Annotated in this window: 14 protein-coding genes; 6 read left to right on the top strand and 8 right to left on the bottom strand. The window is 70.7% G+C overall.

Annotated elements, in window-relative coordinates; translation table 11 throughout:
* Positions 1-101: 101 nt before the first annotated feature.
* Genes gatB through gatC form a run of 3 tightly spaced genes read right to left on the bottom strand, consistent with a single transcriptional unit; the run spans position 102 to position 3435 of the window.
* Positions 102-1619, bottom strand: a complete 1518-nt coding sequence (gatB, locus tag Q0818_RS05415) for an Asp-tRNA(Asn)/Glu-tRNA(Gln) amidotransferase subunit GatB (RefSeq protein WP_298872392.1) — start codon at positions 1617-1619, stop codon at positions 102-104.
* Entirely contained in the window at positions 1619-3139 is a 1521-nt protein-coding gene (gene gatA, locus Q0818_RS05410; RefSeq protein ID WP_298872390.1) for an Asp-tRNA(Asn)/Glu-tRNA(Gln) amidotransferase subunit GatA, read from the bottom strand. Before gatA ends, gatB begins: the two co-directional genes overlap by 1 nt.
* Positions 3136-3435 (bottom strand): Asp-tRNA(Asn)/Glu-tRNA(Gln) amidotransferase subunit GatC, encoded by a 300-nt coding sequence (gene gatC, locus Q0818_RS05405; RefSeq protein ID WP_298872388.1) that lies wholly within the window; start codon positions 3433-3435, stop codon positions 3136-3138. Before gatC ends, gatA begins: the two co-directional genes overlap by 4 nt.
* Before the next feature lie 82 nt (positions 3436-3517).
* Here gatC and Q0818_RS05400 point away from each other — a divergent pair, with 82 nt between their 5' ends.
* Positions 3518-5197, top strand: a complete 1680-nt coding sequence (locus tag Q0818_RS05400; RefSeq protein ID WP_298872386.1) for a long-chain-fatty-acid--CoA ligase — start codon at positions 3518-3520, stop codon at positions 5195-5197.
* Between the two features lie 225 nt (positions 5198-5422).
* Positions 5423-5923, top strand: a complete 501-nt coding sequence (locus Q0818_RS05395) for a hypothetical protein (protein WP_298872384.1) — start codon at positions 5423-5425, stop codon at positions 5921-5923.
* Between the two features lie 124 nt (positions 5924-6047).
* Here Q0818_RS05395 and ligA read toward each other — a convergent pair whose 3' ends face one another.
* The 3 genes from ligA to Q0818_RS05380 form a co-directional block, all read right to left on the bottom strand.
* A complete protein-coding gene (ligA, locus tag Q0818_RS05390) occupies positions 6048-8507 on the bottom strand; it encodes an NAD-dependent DNA ligase LigA (protein ID WP_298872382.1) in 2460 nt (819 codons plus the stop codon).
* A gap of 152 nt (positions 8508-8659) precedes the next feature.
* Entirely contained in the window at positions 8660-9757 is a 1098-nt protein-coding gene (gene mnmA / locus Q0818_RS05385) for a tRNA 2-thiouridine(34) synthase MnmA (RefSeq protein ID WP_298872380.1), read from the bottom strand.
* A 9-nt stretch (positions 9758-9766) separates the two neighbouring features.
* Positions 9767-10978: a cysteine desulfurase family protein gene (locus Q0818_RS05380; RefSeq protein WP_298872377.1), complete on the bottom strand. Its 1212-nt coding sequence runs from the start codon at positions 10976-10978 to the stop codon at positions 9767-9769.
* A 47-nt stretch (positions 10979-11025) separates the two neighbouring features.
* On the opposite strand from Q0818_RS05380, the gene glgX reads away from it, so the two are divergent.
* The 3 genes from glgX (at position 11026) to glgB (ending at position 17413) form a co-directional block, all read left to right on the top strand.
* On the top strand, positions 11026-13125 hold the full coding sequence (glgX, locus tag Q0818_RS05375; RefSeq protein WP_298872375.1) for a glycogen debranching protein GlgX: 2100 nt from the start codon (positions 11026-11028) through the stop codon (positions 13123-13125).
* A 185-nt stretch (positions 13126-13310) separates the two neighbouring features.
* A complete protein-coding gene (locus Q0818_RS05370; protein WP_298873140.1) occupies positions 13311-15278 on the top strand; it encodes an alpha-1,4-glucan--maltose-1-phosphate maltosyltransferase in 1968 nt (655 codons plus the stop codon).
* On the top strand, positions 15275-17413 hold the full coding sequence (gene glgB / locus Q0818_RS05365; RefSeq protein WP_298872374.1) for a 1,4-alpha-glucan branching protein GlgB: 2139 nt from the start codon (positions 15275-15277) through the stop codon (positions 17411-17413). The genes Q0818_RS05370 and glgB overlap by 4 nt, the downstream gene beginning before the upstream one ends.
* A gap of 146 nt (positions 17414-17559) precedes the next feature.
* Here the strand turns inward: glgB and Q0818_RS05360 are convergent, their stop codons facing one another.
* Both Q0818_RS05360 and Q0818_RS05355 read right to left on the bottom strand, forming a co-directional pair.
* Positions 17560-18510 (bottom strand): tetratricopeptide repeat protein, encoded by a 951-nt coding sequence (locus Q0818_RS05360; protein ID WP_298872372.1) that lies wholly within the window; start codon positions 18508-18510, stop codon positions 17560-17562.
* Positions 18507-20312, bottom strand: a complete 1806-nt coding sequence (locus Q0818_RS05355) for a glycosyl transferase (protein WP_298872369.1) — start codon at positions 20310-20312, stop codon at positions 18507-18509. The genes Q0818_RS05360 and Q0818_RS05355 overlap by 4 nt, the downstream gene beginning before the upstream one ends.
* Before the next feature lie 174 nt (positions 20313-20486).
* Between Q0818_RS05355 and Q0818_RS05350 the strand changes: the two genes are divergently transcribed.
* Entirely contained in the window at positions 20487-21563 is a 1077-nt protein-coding gene (locus Q0818_RS05350; protein WP_298872367.1) for an AI-2E family transporter, read from the top strand.
* Positions 21564-21565 lie beyond the last annotated feature (2 nt).

Below are 21565 nucleotides of genomic sequence, written 5' to 3'. Positions count from 1 at the left end.
CCCGCCGCGCTTCGCCCGACGGTCGGAGGAACCGGCCGGATACGACGGATGCCACGACCCCGGCGGCGCGGAACCGCCGGGGTCGTGGCATCCGGTGTCGACTACTGCGCGGCGGCGCGCTCCAGCACGAGCTCACGCACGCGGGCGGCGTCGGCCTGCCCCTTCATGGCCTTCATGACCGCGCCGATGACGGCGCCGGCGGCCTGGACCTTGCCGTCGCGGATCTTCGCGAGCACGTCGGGCTGGGCGGCCAGCGCGTCGTCGATCGCGGCGATGAGCGCTCCGTCGTCCGAGACGACGGCGAGACCACGGGCGTCGACGACCTCCTGCGGGGTGCCCTCACCGGCGATGACGCCCTCGAGCACCTGGCGCGCGAGCTTGTCGGTCAGCGTCCCGGCATCCACCAGCTTCTGCAGCGCGGCCACGTTCTCGGGCGAGACGAGGTCGGCGGCGTCGCGCTCCTGCGTGTTGGCGACGCGGGTGATCTCACCCGTCCACCACTTGCGGGCGGAGGCGGGCGCGGCCCCGGCGGCGATCGTGTCGGCGACCGCGTCGAGCAGTCCGCCGTTGGCGACGTCCTGGAACTCCAGGTCGGTGAAGCCCCACTCGGACTTCAGCCGGCGACGGCGCGCGGCCGGCGGCTCGGGGAGCGCGGCGCGCAACTCCTCGATCAGTTCGGGCGCGGGGACGACCGGGAGCAGATCGGGCTCGGGGAAGTAGCGGTAGTCGTCGGCATCCGACTTCGGACGACCCGGCGAGGTGCGCCCGGTGTCTTCGTGCCAGTGCCGCGTCTCCTGCGTGATGGTGCCGCCCTTCGCGAGGATCGCGGCCTGACGCTGGATCTCGTACCGCACCGCGCGTTCGACCGAACGCATCGAGTTGACGTTCTTGGTCTCGGTGCGGGTACCGAGCTTCTCCTGGCCACGGGGACGCAGCGAGACGTTCGCGTCACAGCGGAGGTTTCCGCGCTCGAGCTTGGCCTCGGAGATTCCGAGGCCGCGCACGATGTCGCGGATCGTCGCGACGTACGCCTTCGCGAGCGCGGGGGCGGAGTGCTCCGCACCGAAGATCGGCTTGGTCACGATCTCGACGAGAGGAACGCCGGCGCGGTTGTAGTCGACGAGCGAGTACTCCGCACCCTGGATGCGACCGGTCGCCCCACCCATGTGGGTGAGCTTGCCGGCGTCTTCTTCCATGTGCGCGCGCTCGATCGGGACAGTCACGATCGTGCCGTCCTCGAGCTCGACCTCGACCGAACCCTCGAAGGCGATCGGCTCGTCGTACTGCGAGATCTGATAGTTCTTGCCGAGGTCGGGGTAGAAGTAGTTCTTCCGCGCGAAACGGCTGGACGGCGCGATGGAGCAGCCGAGGGCGAGGCCCAGGCTGATCGAGGAACGGATCGCCTCGGCGTTGACCACCGGGAGGGCGCCCGGCAGCCCCATATCGACCGGCGCGACGAGGGTGTTGGGTTCTGCGGCGTGGTTCGCCTCGTTGGCGGGGTTGGGCGCCGCGGAGAACATCTTGGTGGCGGTGTTCAGCTCGACGTGCACCTCGAAACCGAGGACGGGCTCGAACATCTCGAGCGCCTCGTCGAAGTCCATGAGTGCATCTTTGGCCATTAGAGCGACGCTCCGTTCGTGAGAGAGGGCGCCTTGTCGAGCAGCGGACCGCCCCACTGGTCGATCAGCACCGTTTCGAGGGCCGCGCCGACCCGGTAGAGCCGGGCATCCTCGCGGGCGGGGGCGAGGAACTGGATGCCGACCGGCAGGCCGTCCTCCTCGGCGAGGCCGCTCGGGATCGAGATGCCCGGGACGCCCGCGAGGTTCGCGGGGATCGTCGTGACGTCGTTGAGGTACATCTGCAGCGGGTCGTCGATCTTCTCGCCGAGTCGGAACGCGGTGGTCGGTGCCGACGGCGTGGCGATGACGTCGACGTGCGCGAAGGCGGTGTCGAAGTCCTGCTGGATGAGCGTGCGCACCTTCTGGGCGCTGCCGTAGTAGGCGTCGTAGTACCCGGCCGACAGGGCGTAGGTGCCGAGGATGATGCGGCGCTTGACCTCGGGGCCGAAGCCGGCGTCGCGCGTCGCGGCCATGACGTTCTCGACCGTCGGGGTGCCCTGCGGAGTGACCCGGAGGCCGAAGCGCACCGAGTCGAACTTGGCCAGGTTGCTCGACGCCTCGGCGGGCAGGATCAGGTAGTACGCGGCGACACCGTACTCGAAGTGCGGGGCGCTGATCTCGACGATCTCGGCACCGCGCGCCTGCATGGCCGCCAGCGAGGCGCGGAAGGAGTCCGACACGCCCTTCTGGAAGCCGCGGTCGTCGAGCTCGCGGATGACACCGACCTTGAGACCCTTGAGGACCTCGCCGGTCGCCCCTTCGCGGGCGGCGGCGGCGAACGAGGGCCACGCGTCGGAGAGCGAGGTGGAATCGTTCGCGTCGTGCCCGCCGATCACGTCGTGCAGCAGGCCGGCGTCGAGCACCGTGCGGGTGACGGGACCGACCTGGTCGAGGCTGGATGCCAGGGCGATCGCGCCGTAGCGGCTGACCCCGCCGTACGTGGGCTTGACGCCCACCGTGCCGGTGACGTGGGCGGGCTGACGGATCGAGCCACCCGTGTCGGAGCCGAGGGCCAGCGGTGCCTCGAAGGCGGCGACGGCCGCGGCCGACCCGCCACCGGAGCCACCGGGGATGCGGTCGAGGTCCCAGGGGTTGCGGGTCGGGCCGTAGGCGGAGAACTCGGTCGAGGAGCCCATCGCGAACTCGTCCATGTTGGTCTTGCCCAGCGGCACGAGGCCGGCAGCACGCGAGCGCGCGACGACCGTGGCGTCGTAGGGCGACATGTACCCCTCGAGGATCTTCGATCCGCTCGTGGAGGGCATGTCGGTGGTGACGAGCACGTCTTTCACCGCGAGCGGGACGCCGGCGAGCTCGTGCAGCTTCTCGCCCGCGGCGCGGCGGCGGTCGATGTCGGCCGCGACCTCGAGGGCGCGATCGTTCACGTGGAGGAACGCGTGCACGTCGCCGTCGACGGCGGCGATGCGATCGAGGTGCGCCTGGGTCGCCTCGACGCTCGACACCTCGGACGAGGCGAGCTTGGCGGCCAGGTCGGCGGCGGTGAGGCGGGTGAGATCGGTCACTGCTCTTCTCCCAGGATCGCGGTCACGCGGAATCGTCCGTCGGCCTGGTCGGGTGCGTTCTGCAGCACCTGCTCACGCGTCAGCTGCTGCTGCACGACGTCGGGGCGGAAGACGTTCTCGAGCGGGATCGGGTGGCTCGTGGCCGCCACGTCGGGCGTCGCCACCTCGGACACCTTCGCGATGTTGTCGACGATGGCATCCAGCTGGCCGGTGAGGCTCTGGACCTCCTCGTCGTTCAACTGGATCCGGGCGAGCACACCGAGATGGCGCACGAGATCAGGAGTGATTTCAGACACCCCCCGAGTCTAGTTCGCACACGGTCTCCTCCCCGTCGCGCGTCGCCTGGCCCTGACCGGAGCACCGTCCTAGGCTGGCCGGGTGACGAGCTTCGATCCGCCGCGCCCCTGGACCTCGAGCTATGCCGCGGGGGTGCCCGAGGATCTGGAGCCCCAGACGGGCTCGCTCCTCGACATCGTCGACGCGTCCACCCGCGACTACCCCGATGCCCCGGCCCTGCAGTTCTTCGGACGCGAGACCACCTACGGCGAGATGTCGGAGCAGATCTCTCGCGCCGCCGCGGCCCTCTCCGCACACGGCGTGCGCGCGGGCGATCCGGTGGCCCTCGTGCTGCCCAACTGCCCCCAGCACATCGTGGCGTTCTATGCGGTGCTGCGTCTCGGGGCGGTCGTCGTCGAGCACAACCCGCTCTACACCCCTCGCGAGCTGCGCAAGCAGTTCGAGGACCACGGGGCGAAGCACGCGATCGTGTGGAGCAAGGTCGTCCCGACCGTGCAGGAGTTCCCCGCCGACCTGCGCCTGACCACCCTCATCTCCGTCGACGTGACCCGCGCGATGCCGTGGACGACGCGGCTCGCTCTGCGTCTGCCCGTCGCGAAAGCCCGCGAGTCCCGTGCCGCCCTGCACGCCCCCACCAAGGGCGCGGTGCAGTGGGACGACGTCGTGCGGCACGCCCCGCTCGCCGCCTCGCATCCGCGTCCCGTCGCCTCGGACCTCGCGATCATCCAGTACACCAGCGGCACCACCGGCACTCCCAAGGGCGCCATGCTCACCCATGCCAATCTGCTGGCCAACGCCGCGCAGGCGCGGGCATGGGTTCCGCAGATCGTGCGCGGCGAGGGGTGCGTCGTCTACGCGGTGCTGCCGATGTTCCACGCCTACGGCCTCACGCTCTGCCTCACCTTCGCGATGTCGATGGGCGCGCGGCTCGTGCTGTTCCCGAAATTCGACGCCGATCTCGTGCTCGCGGTGACCAAGAAGCACCCGGCGACGTTCCTGCCCCTCGTTCCCCCCATCGCGGAGCGGCTGCTCGCCGCGGCCGAGGCCCAAGGCGTCTCCCTCGAAGGAACCGACGTCGCGATCTCGGGCGCCATGGCTCTGCCGCACGACCTCGTCGTCCCGTTCGAGAAGGCCACCGGCGGCTACCTCGTCGAGGGGTACGGCCTGAGCGAGTGCTCCCCCGTCCTGATGGCGAACCCCGTTGCCGACAACCGCGTCGCCGGAACGGTCGGCCTGCCGCTGCCCGGTACCGAATGCCGCGTCGTCGACCCCGACGACCCCCGCACCGATGTCGAGCGCGGCGAGCTCGTCGTGCGCGGACCCCAGGTGTTCTCCGGCTATTACGGCAAGCCCGAGGAGACCGAGGCGGTGTTCGTCGACGGCTGGTTCCGCACCGGCGACATCGTCACGATCGACGAGGACGGCTTCGTCCGCATCGTCGACCGCATCAAGGAGCTCATCATCACGGGCGGCTTCAACGTCGCCCCCACCGAGGTCGAGAACGTGCTGCGACAGCACCCCGGTGTCGCCGACGTCGCCGTCGTGGGTCTGCCGAGCGAGCACTCCGGCGAGGAGGTCGTCGCGGCCGTCGTGCCGACCGTGGCCGGCGAGCTCGACGTCGAAGCGGTCCGGGCGTTCGCGCGTGGCATCCTGACGCCGTACAAGGTGCCCCGTCGCATCATCGTCGTCGACGACCTGCCGCGCTCGCTCATCGGCAAAGTCCTGCGCCGCCAGGTGCGGGAGCAGTTGCTCGCGGACTGAATCGCGCTCACCTCGCCCCCGCCCGCGGCGCGCACCCGCACCACGAGGCGGCGTCGTGCGGACGACGTCGCTCTCTCTTCGTCGACTTCATGACAGGTCGTCTCAAGAAGGACCCGACCGGCACCGCGCAAGGGGTGGGCGGAAACCGCACCGTCCGGCACGACCCCGCTACCGTGAGGCGAAGGCCCGATCCCGGGCCCGACCGTGACCTTTGGGGGGAATCACATGATCATCAAGCGCGCATCTTTCGCCGCCGTCGCCGCAACCGCTCTGCTCCTGGCGGGGTGCTCCGGAGGGGGATCGTCGGATGCCGCGGGTGCGGCCGCGGAGTCCGCCTCCCCGAGTCCCGCATCGTCGAGCCCGGCCCCCGCGTCGACCGAGGCCTCGTCCGCTGCGACCGGTGAGCAGTCCGCGCAGGAGGCGTGCCAGATCATCATCTCGTCGTTCAACGACGTGACCACGGCCAGCAGCGAGATCAGCACGTCGGATCCGCAGGCGGCCGTCACCCGCTTCAAGGAACTCGCGAGCAAGGTGCAGAGCGACTTCTCGCAGATCACGAATGGAGACATCGCCCCGGCCGCGCAGAACGCCAGCCAGACCCTCGACGAGTACGTCACGTTCCTCGAGGGGGTCATGGCCGACCCCAGCACGGCCAGCGGACTGGGCGACCAGGTCACCGCCCTGCAGGAGAGCTTCACGCAGGCGGGCACGGCCTGCGCCGGCTGACCTTACGAGTGCCGGGAGGGTCCGGACGAGATCGCTGGTCCGGTAGGCGGGTGAGCGGCCTGCTCACGCCGCCGGGCGGCGACTCGCCCGACCGCCTGAGGCGAGGGGCCCCGCCCGACGCGCGTCACGCGGTCGGCGCGGCCTCCCCCTCGCCGCTCTTGGTCGGAGCGCCGGCGGGCGGGCCGTCGCCCGACTCCGTATCGCCGGCCTCCGCACCGTCGAGCGCCGCGGGTCCCTGTTCGACGAGGATCTTGAACTGCGCCGCATCCAGGATGCGCAGCCCCAGGTCCTCGGCCTTCGCGAGCTTCGAGCCGGCACCCGGGCCGGCCGCGACGAAGTCGGTCTTCTTCGACACGCTCGACGCGGCCTTGCCGCCGGCCGAGATGATCGCCTCCTGGGCTCCCTCGCGCGTGTAGCCGTCGAGCGAACCGGTCGCGACGACCGTGAGTCCGGCGAGGACGCCTCCCGCAGCGGCCGCAGCGCCGGGCCCCGGGTGACCGGGGATCGCGAAGCGCACGCCGGCGGCCTGCCAGCGTTCCACGATCTCGCGATGCCAGTCCACCTCGAACCAGTCGATCACCGCGTCGGCGATGATCCCCCCGACCCCCTCGACGGCCGCGAGCTCCTCGCGCGAGGCCGCCCGGATGGCATCCAGCGATCCGAACCACTGCGCGAGCGCCCGCGCGGCGACCGGACCCACGTGACGGATGTTCAGCGAGACGAGCAGGCGCCACAGGTCTTTCGTCTTGGCCTTCTCGAGCTCGGCCACCAGCTTGGTCGCCTGCTCCGAGGGCCGCACCTCGCGGAAGTCCTTCCGGATGCCGCGTCGCCGGCGCTCCGCGGGATCGAGGTCTTCGGTACCCGGGGGGTAGGTGGCTGGTCCGAGCTTCTGGAACGGGGCACGCCGCACGAGCTCGCCCGTGTCGGGGTCGACCTTGCGCTCGCCCGTCTCGGAGTCGCGGACGACGACCTCGATGGGCACCAGCTCGTCGATGGTGAGGGCGAACAGCCCGGCTTCGGTGTCGAGGGGCGGGTGCTCGGGGACCTCGGGCTGCGTGAGGGCGGCGGCCGTGACCTCGCCGAGCGCCTCGATGTCGAGGGCACCGCGCGAGCCGATGTGCTCGACGCGGCCGCGCACCTGCGCGGGGCACGATCGCGCGTTCGGGCACCGCAGGTCGATGTCGCCCTCTTTCGCCGGGCGCAGCGGCGTGCCGCACTCGGGGCAGTCGGCGGGCATGACGAAGGCCCGCTCGCTGCCGTCGCGCAGCTCGACGACGGGACCGAGAACCTCGGGGATGACGTCGCCCGCCTTGCGCAGCACGACCGTGTCGCCGATGAGCACGCCCTTGACCTTCACGACGTCCTGATTGTGGAGCGTCGCCTGCCGGACGACGCTGCCGGCCACCTTCGCGGGCTCCATCACGGCGAACGGGGTCGCGCGACCGGTGCGGCCCACCGACACGACGATGTCGAGCAGCTTCGTGTTGACCTGCTCGGGCGGGTACTTGTACGCGATGGCCCAGCGCGGGGCGCGGCTCGTGGCGCCGAGCTCGTCGTGGAGGGCCAACTCGTCGACCTTGACGACGACGCCGTCGATCTCGTGCTCCACGTCGTGGCGGTGCTCACCGTGGTGCGCGACGAACTCGAGCACTCCCTCGATCGAGGTCTCGACCCGGCTGTACGGCGAGGTCGGCAGTCCCCACCCCTTCAGCAGGTCGTAGATCTCGCTCTGCGCCGCCACCGGCGGGTCGGGCCATGCACCGATGCCGTGGACGTACAGGGCGAGGGACGCGATACGGGCGAGCCCCGCTTCGAGTTCGAGACCGGTCTTCTTCTCGATCTGCTGCCGCAAGCCGCCGCTCGCCGCGTTGCGCGGGTTGGCGAAGGCCGGGAATCGACGCGCGGCCGCCAGCTCGGCCTTCTCTTCGTCGAACGCCCGCCCCCCACGTCGTCCCGCGGAGCGCTCGCGCGCTTCGGCGATCGCTCGCTCGCGGTACTCCCCCTGCAGTCGGTTGAGGTTCTCGAAGGCGGCGACGGGGATGAACACCTCGCCGCGCACCTCGACGAGGGGCGGATGCCCCTCGCCCGACAGCTCGCGAGGGATTCCCGCCACCCGCAGCGCGTTGTCGGTCACGATCTCGCCGACACGACCGTCGCCGCGGGTCGCCGCCGACGTCAGGACCCCGTTCTCATAGCGCAAGTTGATCGCGAGACCGTCAATCTTCAGTTCGCTCAACCACTGCACCGGCCGCGCGGCCGAGGCCTGCGTCTTCACCGCCCAGTCGCGCAGTTCGTCGGGCGAGAACACGTTGTCGAGGCTCAGCATGCGCTCGGCGTGTTCGATCGTCACGAGATCGGTCGCCTCGGCCGCGCCGACGGACTGCGTCGGGCTGTCCTGCCCCTGCAACTCGGGATAGCGGCGCTCCAGCGCCTCGAGCCGATGCATCCACCCGTCGTACGTGGCGTCGTCGACGAGTTCGGCGTCGCGCCCGTAGTACGCGTCGCGCGCGTCGAGCACGCGCTGGGCCAGATCGGTCCATTCTTCTCGCGCCGCGTCGAGGGAGAGATCGGGGAGCTCAGTCACGGCATCCAGCTTAGGGAGGGGCTCCGACATCGCCCGCGGACTTGCCCCCGGCGGATCCGCGCGTCATGAGCGGGGGCGCCCCCGGCTGCGGGAACCCCCGCTCCGCGCGGACCGACACCCGTCGACACGCGCAGAAGCGTCGCCCGCGGAGATCAGACCTCGACCGGAACCGCCGACACCGTCCGGTCGATCGTGAACTGGCCGATCACGCGCGTCCCGTCGTACAGCACGGCGGTCTGCCCCGGCGCGACACCGTCGAACGGCGTCTCGGGTCGCACCGTCAGCACGCCCTCGGCCAGCACGGCCTCGGCGGGCACGGGGTCGGCGTGGGCGCGGATCTGCACGTGGCACGCGAACGTCGTCGCCGATGGCGCTCGACCCGCCCACGTGAAGCGCTCCCCCGCGATCTCGCTGCAGGCCAGGGCCTCCTTCGGCCCGACGACGACCGTGTTGTTCACGGGACGCACCTCGAGCACGAAGCGCGGCTTGCCGTCGGATGCCGGGACCCCCAGCTGCAGCCCGCGCCGCTGCCCCACGGTGAAGGCGTGCGCGCCCTCGTGCGTGCCCACGACGGCACCCGTGCGGTCGAGGATGTCGCCGCGCTCGGCGCCGACCTTGTCGGCGAGCCAGCCGCGCGTGTCACCGTCGGGGATGAAGCAGATGTCGTGGCTGTCGGGCTTGTGCGCGACGGTGAGTCCCCGCACCTCGGCCTCCGCCCGCACGACCGCCTTCGAGGGGGTCGATCCGAGCGGGAAGTACGTGTGCGCGAGCTGCTCGGCCGTCAGCACGCCGAGCACGTACGACTGATCCTTCGCGGCATCCGAGGCCCGATGCAGCTCGCGCCCCTCGGGCGTGTCGACGAGCGTGGCGTAGTGGCCGGTGCAGACCGCGTCGAAGCCGAGTTCGATCGCCCTCTCGAGGAGGGCGGCGAACTTAATCTTCTCGTTGCATCGCATGCAGGGATTGGGGGTGCGCCCCGCGCGGTACTCCGCCACGAAGTCGTCGATCACGTCGTCGCGGAAGCGCTCCGAGAAGTCCCAGACGTAGAACGGCATCCCGAGCTTGTCGGCGGCGCGACGCGCGTCCATCGCGTCCTCGATCGTGCAGCAGCCGCGGCTGCCCGCCCGGAGCGTTCCCCCGGCCCGCGAGAGCGCGAGGTGCACGCCGACCACGTCGTGACCGGCCTCCACCGCGCGGGCCGCGGCCACCGCGGAGTCGACGCCACCGCTCATCGCCGCCAGAACTCGCATGGTCCCAGTCTACGAACGCCCCGCTGAGCGGGCGCTCGATGCGCCCGACCCCGACCGGGCGCCGGATGCCACGGCCCGCGCGTAGGCGTCGGGAAGCCGGGCGAGCACGGCCTCGACGTCGTCGAGCGTGGAGGTGTGTCCGAGGGTGAAACGCAGCACGGAGCGCGCCGCGCGGTCGTCGAGGCCGAGGGCGAGGACCACGTGCGACGGCTCCGCCACCCCGGCCTGGCAGGCCGACCCTGTCGATACCGCGACCCCCGCCATGTCGAGCAGGAACAGCAGCGTCTCACCAGCGGCATCCGGGAAGAGCACGTGCGCGTTGCCGGGCAGCCGGTTCGCGGGGTCTCCCAGGAGGCGCGCGGCGGGGATGGCGTCGCGGATGCCGCGCACCAGGCGGTCGCGCAGAGCCGCGAGACGCACGCTCTCGCTCTCGCGTTCCGCCTCGGCCGCCCGCGCGGCGGCGGCGAAGGCCGCCGCACCCGCGACGTCCTGCGTGCCCGCGCGGAGCCCTCGCTGCTGACCTCCGCCGTGCAGGAGCGGGGTCGGCGCGGCGTGCCGCGAGACGACGGCGGCCCCCACGCCGACGGGCCCCCCGACCTTGTGCGCCGAGACCGACAGCGCGACCAGTCCCCCGCCGGCCGAACCGGGCCCGCGCAAGGCCGCGAAGTCGACCGGCACCTGCCCGAGCGCCGACACCGCGTCGAGGTGCAGGGGGACTCCGGCGGCGGATGCCGCGGCGGCCAGGCCGGCGGCATCCTGGATCGTTCCAACCTCGTTGTTGGCCACGAGGGCGGTCGCCAGAGCAGCGCCCGGCAGGGCGTCGGCGAAGGCGTCGGGGGCGATGCGCCCGAGGGAGTCCAACGGCACGGCGCGGACGTCGGCGTCCTGCGTCGAGGAGAGCCATCCGACGACGTCGAGGGTCGCGTGATGCTCGCCATCGGGCAGCACCACCGCGCGGGTACCGTGCGCGCGCGCCCACCAGAGGCCCTTCAGAGCGAGGTTGGCTGCCTCCGTGCCGCCCGAGGTGAGCACCACCTCGATGCTCTGGCATCCGAGGATCTCGGCGAGGCCGTCACGCGCGTCTTCGAGAAGGCGACGCGCGTCCTGACCGGCGCCGTGGATCGACGAGGGGTTGCCGAGCACCTCGTGTGCGGCGAGCCAGGCCTCCCGCGCTTCTGCGCGAAGAGGCGTCGTCGCTGCGTGATCGAGGTAGACCCGCATCCGCCACCCTCCCGGTTCCGCCGTCCGTCTTCACTACCCTAAGACGCATGGTCCGACCCGAGACTGTCCTGCCCGCCCGCCTCCCCGCCCGCCCGGGGCTGCTGAGTCCCACCCTCGACGACCTCGGCGTGCGCCTCGGTCCCGACGGCGGAACCCTGCGCGTGTGGTCGGGAGCCGCCGACGCGATGCAGCTGCTCGTCTTCGACGACGTCGACCTCGACTGGGCCACCGAGACCATCACGATGACCCCCGTGGGCGGCGGTGTCTTCGAGGCGTCGACGCCGCTGCTTCGACCGGGCGCGCGGTATGCCATCCGCGTCGGCGGACCGCACGGACCGGGACACACCTTCAACCCGCAGTCGCTGCTCATCGAGCCGTACTCGCGCGGTCTCGTCTCTGGCAGCTTCGGCGACTGGCGCTCGGTCGTCGTCGACGGGTCGTTCGATTGGGGCTCCTCGGCGAAGCCCCGGGTGCCGATGGACCGCACCGTGATCTACGAGGGACACGTGAAGGGCCTGACGAAGCGGCATCCCTTCATCCCTCCCGCCCTGCACGGCACCTACGCGGGACTCGCGCATCCCGCCATGATCGATCACCTGCTCTCGCTCGGTGTCACCAGCGTCGAGCTGCTGCCCGTGCACGCCTTCGCCACCGAGCCGCGCCTGCTGCAGCTGGGCCTGACGAACTACTGGGGTTACAACTCTCTGAACTTCTTCACCCCGCACGCGCCGTACGCGACGGCCGCCAGCCGTGCCGAGGGCCCCGACGCGGTGCTGCGCGAGTTCAAGGGCATGGTCAAGCTGCTGCACGAGGCCGGACTCGAGGTGCTGCTCGACGTCGTCTACAACCACACCGCCGAGGAGGGCATCGGCGGACCCCGCACGAGCCTGCGCGGTATCGACAACCGCGCCTACTACCGCCAGACCGCCGAGGGCGTCTACATCGACGAGACCGGCTGCGGCAACGCGGTGAACACCTCGACGGATGCCGCGGCCCGGCTCGTGCTGGACTCCCTGCGCTACTGGGCGGAAGACGTGCAGATCGACGGGTTCCGCTTCGATCTCGCCGTGACGCTGGGTCGCGACGCGCAGCACTCCTTCACTCCCGATCACCCGCTGCTCACGGCCATCCGCGACGACGAGCGGCTGGCGGGCACGAAGCTCATCGCCGAGCCGTGGGACGTCGGCATGGGCGGGTGGCAGACGGGCAACTTCGGCCCGGGATGGCTCGAGTGGAACGACCGCTACCGCGACCGCGTGCGCAACTTCTGGCTCAGCGACATCGACTACGCGCGCCGGGCCGACACCGCCCCGGTCGGCGTCGGCGGATTCGCCACACGGCTCGCGGGCTCGTCGAACACGTTCAGCGAGGAGCGCGGGCCGCTCGCGAGCGTCAACTTCGTCACGGCCCACGACGGCTTCACCCTGCGCGACCTGGTGTCGTACGACGTCAAGCACAACCTCGGCAACGGCGAGCAGAACCGTGACGGCGCCGACACCAACCGCTCGTTCAACCACGGCGCCGAAGGTCGCACGGACGACGAGCGCGTGCTCGCCACGCGGCGCAAGGCCATGCGCAATCTGATGGGCACCCTGCTCTTGTCGGCCGGCGTACCCATGATCACGGCCGGAGACGAGATGGGACGGACGCAGCGCGGCAACAACAACGCCTACTGCCACGACTCCGCCCTGACCTGGCTGTCGTGGGACCTCGCGCCGTGGCAGCGCGACCTGTTCGCCCACACGCAGCGTCTGCTCCAGGTGCGACGGGAGAATCCGGCCCTGCGCCCGCGGCGCTTCGCCCGGCTCGGAGAGCGGATCCCCTCGGCATCCGTCATGGAGTGGTTCGACGAGCGCGGCGAGACGATGTCGAGCGAGCGGTGGAACGACCCCGCCCACCGCACGCTGCAGTACCTCGCGACCTCGACCCCCGAAGACGAGGAGCCGAACCGCGTGCTTCTGGTGGTGCACGGCACCGAGAAGGACATCGAGATCGTGCTGCCGCAGATCGACGGCGAGCCCGACATCGCCTACGTCGCACTGTGGTCCAGCGCCGACGACGCCCCCGACACCGCCGAGGCGCGGTTCGCCCCGGGCGATGCCGTCGCCGTGACGGGCGCGTCGATGCTGCTGTTCCGCATCGAGTAACCGGCGCACGCTGTCAAGGCCGCGCGAAACGATGCGGCAACGTCGGTGGCCCGCGGTAGGTTCGGACCGTGGCCACCACGACGACTCCTTCGCCCGAGCTGCCCTGGCGCAGCGCCGCCTCGATTCCCGTGCGTCCGGTCAAGCCGACGCCCACCGCGCGCAGCGTCGTCACGCCGCGCATCCCGATGGCGCTGCCGCACCCCAGCGTTCCGGGTGGACGATTCCGTCCGTCGGCGTTCGTCGGCGAAGCCGTGCCCTTCACCGTCACGGCGTTCCGCGAGGGGCACGACCGCATCGGAGTGCAGGTGCGCCTGTTCTCGCCCTCCGGCGACGAGTCGCTGCACCGTCTGAGTCCCCTCAACGACGGATTCGACCGCTGGTCGGTGCTCGTCGCCCCTCTCGAGCAGGGCGTGTGGCGGTTCCGGTTCGAGTCGTTCGCCGACGACTTCGCCACGTGGGAGCACGCGGCCGACCTCAAGATCGCCGCGGGCGTCGACGCCGCGCTCATGCGCGAGATGGGCGCCCAGCTGTTCGACCGCGCGCGTGGCGAGAAGAAGCGCCCCGGCAGCGACAAGGACCGCCTCTACGACGCCGCCCGGGCCCTGCGCGATCCGGAGGTGCACGACGACACCGCGCTGCAGATCGTGCGCGATCCCGAGATCGCCGCCTTGTTCGAGGCGCGGCCGATGATGGGTCTGGTCTCCGTCGGCAAGGATGCCGAACTGCTGGTCGAGCGCGAGCGCGCCGGCGTCGGCGCCTGGTACGAGTTCTTCCCGCGGTCCGAGGGTGCCACGCGCGGCGACGGCGGGACCGTCGTCAGTGGGACGTTCCGCACCGCGGTCCACCGCCTCCCCGGCGTCGCCGACATGGGCTTCGACGTCCTCTATCTCCCGCCGATCCACCCCATCGGGGTGACCAACCGCAAGGGGCCGAACAACACGCTGGTCACGCAGCCGGGCGACCCGGGTTCCCCGTGGGCGATCGGTGCCGCGGAGGGCGGGCACGACACCGTGCACCCCGACCTCGGCACGCTCGACGACTTCCGCGCCTTCGTCGCCGCCGCGCGCGAGAACGGCATCGAGGTGGCGCTCGACCTCGCGCTGCAGGCCTCCCCCGACCACCCGTGGGTCGCCGAGCACCCCGAGTGGTTCACGACGCTGCCCGACGGGTCGATCGCGTTCGCCGAGAACCCGCCGAAGAAGTACCAGGACATCTATCCGGTCAACTTCGACAACGACCCCGAGGGCATCCGCGCCGAGGTGCTGCGCATCGTGCGTCACTGGATCGCGCAGGGCGTCACCATCTTCCGCGTCGACAACCCGCACACCAAGCCGCTGCAGTTCTGGGAGTGGCTCATCGCCACGGTGAGCGCGGAGGAGCCCGACGCCGTCTTCCTGGCCGAGGCCTTCACCCGCCCGGCTCCGCTGCAGGGCCTGGCGATGGCCGGTTTCCAGCAGAGCTACACCTACTTCACCTGGCGCAACACGAAGGAGGAGCTCGAGGAGTTCCTCGGCGGCCTCGCGCACGACACCGCCGACTTCCTGCGTCCCAATCTCTTCGTCAACACCCCCGACATCCTCACGGAGTACCTGCAGTTCGGCGGGCGCCCGGCGTACAAGATCCGCGCCGCGATCGCCGCGACGGCTGCCCCCACCTACGGCGTCTACGCCGGGTACGAGCTCTTCGAGAACATCGCGCGGCCGGGATCCGAAGAGAACATCGACAACGAGAAGTACGAGTACAAGTTCCGCGACTGGGCGGGTGCCGAGGCGGCGGGCGATTCGCTCGCCCCCTACCTGCGCATGCTCAACGCCGCGCGCCGCGCCCATCCCGCCCTCCGGCAGCTGCGCAACCTCGAGGTGCACTGGAGCGACGACGACGCGATCCTCGTGTACTCCAAGCACCTCGATGCGGCCCTCAGCCCCACGGGCGCCTCCGACACGGTGATCGTGGTCGCCAACGTCGACCCGCACTCCGCCCGTGAGACCACCGTCCACCTCGACACGACCGTGTTCGGCGTCGAACCCGGCGCGTCGTACGACGTCGAAGACCTCGTGACCGGCCAAGTCTGGACCTGGGCCGACCACAACTTCGTCCGCCTCGACGCCTTCAGCGAGCCCGTGCACATCCTGCACGTCAAGGAGAACCGATGACCTCCCTCTCCCCCGAAATCCTGGATGCCGTCGCCCACGGCGCCCACCACGACCCGCACAGCGTGCTGGGCGTGCACCAGACCGGCGACGGATGGGTCATCCGTTCGCGGCGTCCCCTCGCGGCGACCGTCGTCGCCGAGCTCGCCGACGGCACGTCGGTTCCGCTGACGCACGTTCGCGGCGGCATCTGGGAGGCGGCCGTCGAGGCCCATCCCGGCGCCTACATCGTGCGCGCGTCGTACGACGGGTCCGAGCACGTGGCCGACGACGGCTACCGCCACGTTCCGTCGATCGGCGAGCTCGACCTGCACCTCATCACGGAGGGGCGCCACGAAGAGCTCTGGCGCGTGCTCGGAGCGCATGTGCGCGATCTCGACGGGTCGTCGGGCACGGCGTTCACCGTCTGGGCACCCGACGCGCGCGCCCTGCGCGTGATCGGCGACTTCAACGGCTGGGACGGCTCGGGCAGCGCGATGCGCTCGATGGGCGGGAGCGGCGTCTGGGAGCTCTTCGTCCCGGGGATCGGGGCCGGCACCCGCTACAAGTTCGAGATCCTCACCCGCGCGGGCCAGTGGATCCAGAAGGCCGACCCGATGGCCCGCCTGGCGGAGGTGCCGCCCGCGACGGCATCCGTCGTCACCGACTCGGAGTATGCCTGGGCCGACGACGCCTGGATCGACGAACGCTCCCGCACCGCGCCGATCGATCGCCCGATGTCGATCTACGAGCTGCACCTCGGTTCGTGGAAGCAGGGTCTGTCGTACCGCGACGCGGCCGACGAGATCATCGAATACGTCGGCGCTCAGGGCTTCACCCACGTCGAGTTCCTCCCCCTCGCGGAGCACCCGTTCGGCGGCTCGTGGGGCTACCAGGTATCGGGCTACTACGCCCCCACGAGCCGGTTCGGCTCCCCCGACGATCTGCGCTACCTCATCGACCGGCTCCACCAGGCCGGCATCGGCGTCATCATGGACTGGGTCCCCGGGCACTTCCCCAAAGACGACTTCGCGCTCGCCCGCTTCGACGGCGAGGCGCTGTACGAGCACCCCGACCCCCGCCGCGGCGAGCACAAGGACTGGGGCACGCTCATCTTCGACTACGGCCGCAACGAGGTGCGCAACTTCCTCGTCGCGAACGCGCTGTACTGGTTCGAGGAGTTCCACGTCGACGGTCTGCGCGTGGATGCCGTGGCATCCATGCTCTACCTCGACTACTCCCGCAACGACGGCGAGTGGGCGCCGAACCAGTTCGGCGGACGCGAGAACCTCGAGGCGATCCGCTTCCTGCAGGAGGTCAACGCGACCTCCTACAAGCGCTACCCGGGCATCGCGCTCATCGCCGAGGAGTCCACGAGCTTCCCCGGCGTCACCGCCCCGACCTCGCACGCGGGCCTCGGCTTCGGCTTCAAGTGGAACATGGGGTGGATGAACGACTCGCTGCAGTACATCGGGCGCGACCCGATGTACCGCTCGCACCACGAGGGCGAGCTGTCGTTCTCGTTCGTCTACGCCTTCAGCGAGAACTTCATCCTGCCCATCAGCCACGACGAGGTCGTGCACGGCAAGGGCAGCCTCTTCGGGCGGATGCCGGGAGACCACTGGCAGAAGCTGGCGAACATGCGCGCGTTCCTGGCGTACATGTGGGGGCACCCGGGCAAGCAGCTGCTGTTCATGGGCCAGGAGTTCGGCCAGATGTCGGAATGGTCCGAATCGCGCAGCCTCGACTGGTGGATGCTCGACCAGCCGGCGCACCGCCAGCTGCACGACTTCGTCGGCGAGCTCAACCGCGTGTACAAGGACCAGGCGGCGCTGTGGTCGCGTGATCACGACGGAGCGGCGTTCTCCCGGCTGGGTGCGCCCGCGTGGAACCCCAACGTCCTCGCCTTCGCCCGCCGCGACCACCACGGCAACACGGTCGCGGTCGTCTGCAACTTCTCGGGTGTCCCCCTCACCGACTTCCCCCTCGACCTGCCCGAATCCGGGTCGTGGTCGGAGGTGCTCAACAGCGACGCCGAAGCGTTCGGCGGCTCGGGCCAGGGTAACTTCGGCACGGTCACGACCGACGCTCGCGGGAGCGCGACACTCACCCTCCCGCCGCTCGGGGTGCTGTGGCTGCACCACCGCGCCGGATCCTGACCCGTTGACGCCGCAACGCCCCGCCCCTCACACGGGGGCGGGGCGTTCCGGTTCCCGGTAGTCCTCCCCGGCGCCGCGGTGATCCCCTCCCGACGAACGACGGCCCGGTCCCTCGGGAGGAACCGGGCCGTCGTTCGTCGATCGGATCAGAAGAGAAGGGATGCCAGACGCGCGCGAGCCCGCACCACGCGGGCGTCGTCGTCGCCCACGATGCCGAACAGCTCGAGCAGGCGCTCGCGGACCGGGGCGCGCTCGTCGACGGGCAGGGCCGCGAAGAGGTCGAGCAGACGGCCGAAGGCGTCGTCGACGTGTCCGCCCACGACGTCGAGGTCGGCGACGACGAACTGGGCCTCGACACCCGAGGGGTCGGCTGCGGCTGCCGCGCGGGCCGCCTGCAGATCGGCACCCTGAACACGGTCGAGCAGTCGCACCTGGCTGAGGCCGGCGCGCGCGTCGGCGTCGCGCGGGTTCTCGGCGAGGGCCTTCTCGTAGGCGGTGATCGCCCGGGCGTAGTCGCCCTCCTCGATCGCGGCGAACGCCTCGGCGTGCAGCGGCGGCAGCGGGGGCTCCTCGGCGGGAGCCGCATCGGTCGCGTCGCCGACGGGCACGGTGCCGGTCACGCCGTGCTGGGCCGCGAGCTGCAGCAGCTGCGCGAACACGTCGCGCACCTGCTGCTCGGGCACCGCCCCGGTGAACAGCGGCACGGGCTGGCCCGCGACGAGCGCGAGCACCATCGGAATCGACTGCGCCCGGAAGCCCTGAGCGAGCTGCGGGTTGGCGTCGACGTCGACCTTCGCGAGCACGAGGCGGCCGCCCAGTTCGGTGACGACCTTCTCGAGCACGGGGCTCAGCTGCTTGCAGGGGCCGCACCACTCGGCCCACAGGTCGATGACGACGGGGACCGTGCGCGAGAGCTCGAGCACCTCGCCGAACGTCGCGTCGGTGACATCGAACACCAGGGGCAGAGCGCCGGTGGGCGCTGCACCGTCGGCGGGAGTCCCGGATGCCGCGGGCGCGGCGGGGGCGGCGGGGCGGTTGCGCAGCGACGAGAGGTCGACGGCGCCGCGCATCACGGAGCCGGGGGCGGGAGTGCTCACGGGGACACCTTCGCTTCGAGGAGGCTGGAACGGTAGCCGAGCAGGCGGATCTTCTCGTCGGAACCCTGGCTGGGCACGTAGAAGAACACCTGGTCGGAATAGGTCGTGGTGAAGCCTGTCGCGGACTGGTCGACACCGGTCAGGGCCTTGACGGCCGGGTTGTTGTCGAGCTTGATGACGGCGTCGGCGTTGGTGGGCTTCGCCGTGTCGCTCTCGTAGACGTTCACGGCGACGATCGCGCCGGTGTCCAGCGTCGCGAGAGCGATGGGGGCGGCGGGCCCCGCCGAGGCGGCGAAGCTGATCTCCGCGGTTCCGGCACCCGTCTGGTTGAGCTCGTCGGTGCGCTTGGTCTTGTTGTCCTGGATCGCCGAGAGCAGCAGATCGTTCGCGGTGTCGAACAGCGCGGCCGACGTGCTGTTCTCGCCGTTGTTGATGATGTCGGCGTACGCCGCCGCGACCTTCTCGGGAGCGAGGGTGAGGAACGAGGAGTCCGGCGGCACCTGCGTCGCGCCCACGTACGGCGCCGCGAGTTCGGGCAGGTTGGTGGACGCCTCGAGGTTGCCCACGTACGACGCCTTGTAGTCGTCCCACGGGGTCTGCTGGGTCATCATCATGATGGTCGTCGTCGGGGTCGCGGCATCCGCTGATTCCACCACCGTCATGAGCGTACGCGGCCAGGCTCCCGTGGTCTGCGGCAGGGTGATCTGCACGGGCTCCGCGGGGATCGCCGGCAGGGCGGGGCGGTCGGGCAGCGCCGCGCGCAGCGTGTAGTTCGTCGCGCGCTCCGCCAGCGCGGGTCCCGACAGGCGCTCGGCGGCGGCGTTCTGGTCGAGGGCTGCATCGGCGGAGGCGACCGTGCTCGACACGCGCGAAACGATCCGCTCGGCCTGGGCCTCGGTCACCGCGGGCGGGAACTGCCCCTCGGGCACGACGACCGTGGGGGTCGGGCTCGGAGTCTCGGATGCCGCGAACTGCGGCCATGCGTCTGCCGAGCATCCCGCGAGCAACGCGACCGAGACGCCGAGGGCGGGTATCGCAACTAGAGCGCGTCGTCCACGGGAGCCGGTCGTGCGGCGTGCGGGGCTCTCGCTGACGACACCCTTCGATGCGGCGTCGGCAGCGGCGTCCGACTCGGCGATCGAGATCGGCTCGGTGACCGGCAGGGGCAGCCCCTTACGACGCGGACGCCGCGAGCGACGCACGTGCCGGATGCCGAGCAGGTAGAGGACCAGGCCCGCCAGCAGGGCGATACCGCCACCGACGATGAGGGGGCCCGCCCAGGGGGTCGAGTCGTCGATCGGCCACGTGACGCTGACGTTCGAAGGGGCGGGGGCCGTGCCGTCGGAGGCCACGAGCACGCTCATGTCGCTGGGCAGCTGCAACGTGGTCGACAGCGATCCGGTCTGCTCGAACTCGTCCAGCCAGAGGTCGTTGTCGATCGGGCTCCGCCCCGCGGCGGCGTCGGAGGTGGGCGTCACGGTCGGCGCCTGGTCGGCGGTCTGCACCGCACCCTCACCGTCGACGGTCACCGAGGTGTAGTCGACGTCGGCGAGCCAGGCCTTCAGGTCGGCGGTGCGTCCGTACGAGACGAACACCTCCCCGTCGCCCTCGACGCGCAGCGTCTGCGCCCCCGGCACGCTCGTGAGCACCGAACCGTCGATCAGCGTGTACGCCGCGGTCCCCTCGGTCTGCACCGTCTTCGAGGTCTCGGATGGACCTTGGAAGACCGTGCGCTGAGCGATCCCGGCACCGATCATGGCGGCGGCGATGACGAACGCCACCACGGCCCAGACGAATCTCACGCTTCACACCATCCCCACCGGCAGCTCGGGCGCCACCGAAGAATCGACGTTTCAGACTATCCGAGGGCGGCTGAAAGTTCGCGGCGAGGCTCGCGCCTTGCCGATGCGGCCCCGCGCGGTCACTATCCTGACCAGACGGGCGTGCTTGCCCGGCTGAGGCGGGAGTCGTTCGGCATGAAGATCCACAATCCCTTCCGGGTGGCGCTGCTGGCGACACTCGGCGTCGGCGTCGGCCTGCTGCTCATCGGCAGCGTGCAGAACCTGTCCACGATCCTGCTCTACGTCGGAACGGCGCTGTTCCTGTCGCTGGGTCTCGACCCCGTGGTGTCGTTCCTCGAGCGCCGCGGCCTGCCGCGCTGGGCGGCGGTGCTGCTGACGATCCTCGCCGTGCTCGGGGTGTTCGCCGGCATCGTGTTCATGGTCGTACCCGTCATCGTCAGTCAGATCGCTCAGCTGGTCTCCCAGATCGAGCAGTTGCTCCAACCGGGCCGCTGGAACGAGATCGTCGCGCAAGTGCAGCAGTGGGCGTCCGAGACGCTCCCGTGGCTGAAGATCGACGAGCTGTGGCTCGGCGTCCAGCACTGGTTCAGCACGCTCGACGTCGGATCGATCTCCACCATCGTGGGCAACAGCCTCCTCACCGGCGCGGGCGCCGTGGCGGCGGGCCTGGGCGGCGCCTTCATCGTGCTGATCCTCACGATCTACTTCACGGCATCCACTCCGTCGCTCAAGTCGGCCGTGTACCAGCTCGTGCCGGCCTCGAAGAGGGCGCGCTTCATCGAACTCGCCGAGAAGATCACCGACTCCGTCGGGTACTACGTCATGGGGCAGGTGAGCCTCGGCGTGATCAACGGTGTGCTGAGCGCGATCCTCCTGTCGATCATCGGAGCGCCCTTCCCGGCCGTCCTCGCGGTGATCGCGTTCTTCTTCTCCCTCATCCCGCTGGTCGGCACACTGACGGGCTCGACGATCATCGTGCTCGCGTGCCTCATCCCCGGTCTCGGGACGCCCCCGTGGGCGGTCCTCGTGGCGGCGATCTACTACCTCATATACATGCAGATCGAGGCCTACGTCATCTCCCCGCGCATCATGAACCGCGCCGTCTCGGTGCCGGGATCGGTCGTGGTCATCTCGGCACTGGCCGGTGGGGCGCTGCTGAACCTGCTCGGCGCCCTCATCGCGATCCCGGTGGCCGCGAGCATCCTCATCATCTACCGCGAGGTCATCATCCCGCGGCAGAACGAACGCTGAGC

Source organism: uncultured Microbacterium sp., from assembly GCF_947489255.1.
Lineage (GTDB): Bacteria > Actinomycetota > Actinomycetes > Actinomycetales > Microbacteriaceae > Microbacterium > Microbacterium phycohabitans.
This window is presented reverse-complemented; position numbering and strand designations above follow the sequence as displayed.